Origin of the sequence: uncultured Eudoraea sp. (assembly GCF_947258525.1) — a bacterium.
Taxonomy (GTDB): Bacteria; Bacteroidota; Bacteroidia; order Flavobacteriales; family Flavobacteriaceae; genus Eudoraea.
Genome location: NZ_CAMYIP010000181.1, coordinates 39,294 through 41,676 on the forward strand (window position 1 = coordinate 39,294; position 2,383 = coordinate 41,676).

Sequence of the window (2,383 nt, forward strand, 5' to 3'; positions counted from 1 at the left end):
AGTTTTGGAGGTGCTATTTCCGCGATGTAAATGGGTGCAATTAAGATGGCTCCACCAATTCCGATGCCTCCTATAATCCGGGCAATAATAAACTCTGTATACCCTGTTGCTAAAGCGGACCAGGAAGCGGAGATAGTAAAAAGTGCCGCTACAATGATCAATATCTTCTTTCTGCCAAACATATCACTCATAGGTCCTGCCAATAAGTTTCCCGCCATAGCTCCGAAAACTACGCAGCCTACTGAAAATCCCAGCATCCATTCTGTCATTTCAAAATAAACAGTGATACCTTTTACCGCTCCAGATATAACAGCACTGTCAAAACCCAATAAAAAACCTCCCAGAGCCACTATGAGGCTTATGAGTATGGTATAAGACTTATTCATTTTAACTTCTGGACCGGATTCTGACATGATTTTCAGTATTAATTGGTTGGTTATTTAGTTAGGTTTAATGGTAATAAAAGAACAACTATTATTCTGACATAACAATGGTTTGAATCCCATTTCCGGGAATATCAACTTTTGCTGTTTTTGAATTCATCGTAATGCTGTATTCCAAGGGAGCATCACTTTGATTCATAGCGACGATCACCACACTACCATCTGCATTTACAAATGCAGTTGAAAGCAAGGAATTTGAACTTGAAACACTGCTAATCCTTTTGGCACCAGGGCGGATAAATTTTGAAAAATGACCTATGTAATAATAAGAATAAGTTAATGTAAGTTCTCCTGTTTTAGTGTCGCCATGTGCAGGGGCAAAACATAAATTACCTACATGATTGGGACCCCCGGTTTCATCCAGTAGAATATTCCAGTCGGTCCAAGCCACCGTACCATTGTTGAAGTCATTTATCATAGACCTCCCATATCGCTCGGCAAGCCTTACTTCCTCTATTTTTGAAATATCATAACCTTCGTTACAGCCTTCGGTAAAAATTAAATTCTTATCCGGAAATACTTCATTAACATTTTGCACATTATCGAACATTGGAATACCATCTTTCCAGTCTTCATACCAGTGAAAACCTGTTCCCCAAACATATTTCGCAGCTTCCGGATCATTTAAAATAACACTTGCCCTTTGAAATAACAGATCACGGTTGTGATCCCAAACAATAACCTTTTTATCTCCCATTCCTGCTTTTTCCAAGGTTGGACCGAGATAGTTCTTTAGAAAATCGCGTTCTTCCTCTGCGGTATAAATACAAGATTCCCAACGCTGTACGGCCATGGGCTCATTTTGAATGGTTAGTCCCCATAAAGGGATTCCCTCTGCTTCATAAGCCTCAATAAATTTCACATAATAGTTAGCCCAGGGTTGATAAAATTCTGGTTTTAGCTTCCCTCCCTGCAACATATTATTATTTGTCTTCATAAACGCGGGAGGACTCCAGGGACTGGCATACATGGTTAATTTGCCCCCTGCTGCTTCTATGGCTTTTTTGGTAAAAGGAAGTCGGTATTGCCGGTCATGATCTATATTAAATGTTTTCAATTCTTTATCTCCTTCTTCAATATAGGTATAACTGCCAGTGGAAAAATCGCAACTATGAATAATGGTTCTGCCTAACGAATACCCAATGCCGTTTTCCTGACTATAGTACGCTTCTAAGAATTTGTCCTGATTTTCTTCGGTAAGTTTGTAGAAAGTTTCAGCAGCGGCATCCGTTAAAGCTGCACCGATTCCTAAAAAAGTCTGAAATTGTTTGGAAGGATCAACCAATACATCAATTTCAGTCTCCAAAGGTTGCTTAAAATCATTAAATGTCAATGCTCCCGTCTCAGAAAGTTTCAGATCAGTCTTGTGGGCGGTAGTATAGATACTGGCATTCATGTTTGTTGTAGCAATAATCTTTGTTTCGGGTTCTGCAGCTATTTTTTCCGGCGATTCTTTTTCTTTGATTGTGCAATTAACGAAAAACAGTGATAAGGATAGCATGGCGGCTATGTTTTTAACCGGCTGTTGTTTATTTCTTCGTTCCATTTTAAAAGACATTTAGATTTCTATTAAAGTTACCATGGTAATCTGATGTCTAACTAAAGATCCAATTCTAATAACTGATTCAATACTACTTTTTGAAGTAATTCTCGAGTCCTATTTCCTTTCTAAAGTGTTCTAACATCCTTATCCCACACAATTTAATCAAAAAAAGGTTAGGGGAACCTTCTAACCTTTTTTCTGCTAAACAAATTAACTAAAGAAAACTTATTGATATACCCTTATGTAATCTACTTCCATGGTAGATTGTGTAAATGCCGGGTCTATAGTACCCCCCAGATCACCGCCCATGGCCACATTTAAAATAAAGAAGAAATCTTTATTAAATGGTAAACTACCATTGTTCTCCAGTGTTCCATAAGGTTCATTATCTATTAAG

2 protein-coding genes are annotated in these 2,383 nt (G+C 38.1%); both read right to left on the bottom strand.

Features of this window, described 5'->3' with window-relative positions:
• A partial coding sequence (locus tag Q0X89_RS13445) for an MFS transporter (RefSeq protein WP_297695023.1) occupies positions 1–413 on the bottom strand: 413 nt, incomplete at its 3' end.
• A 61-nt stretch (positions 414–474) separates the two neighbouring features.
• On the bottom strand, positions 475–1,989 hold the full coding sequence (locus Q0X89_RS13450) for a glycoside hydrolase family 30 beta sandwich domain-containing protein (protein WP_297695025.1): 1,515 nt from the start codon (positions 1,987–1,989) through the stop codon (positions 475–477).
• Positions 1,990–2,383 lie beyond the last annotated feature (394 nt).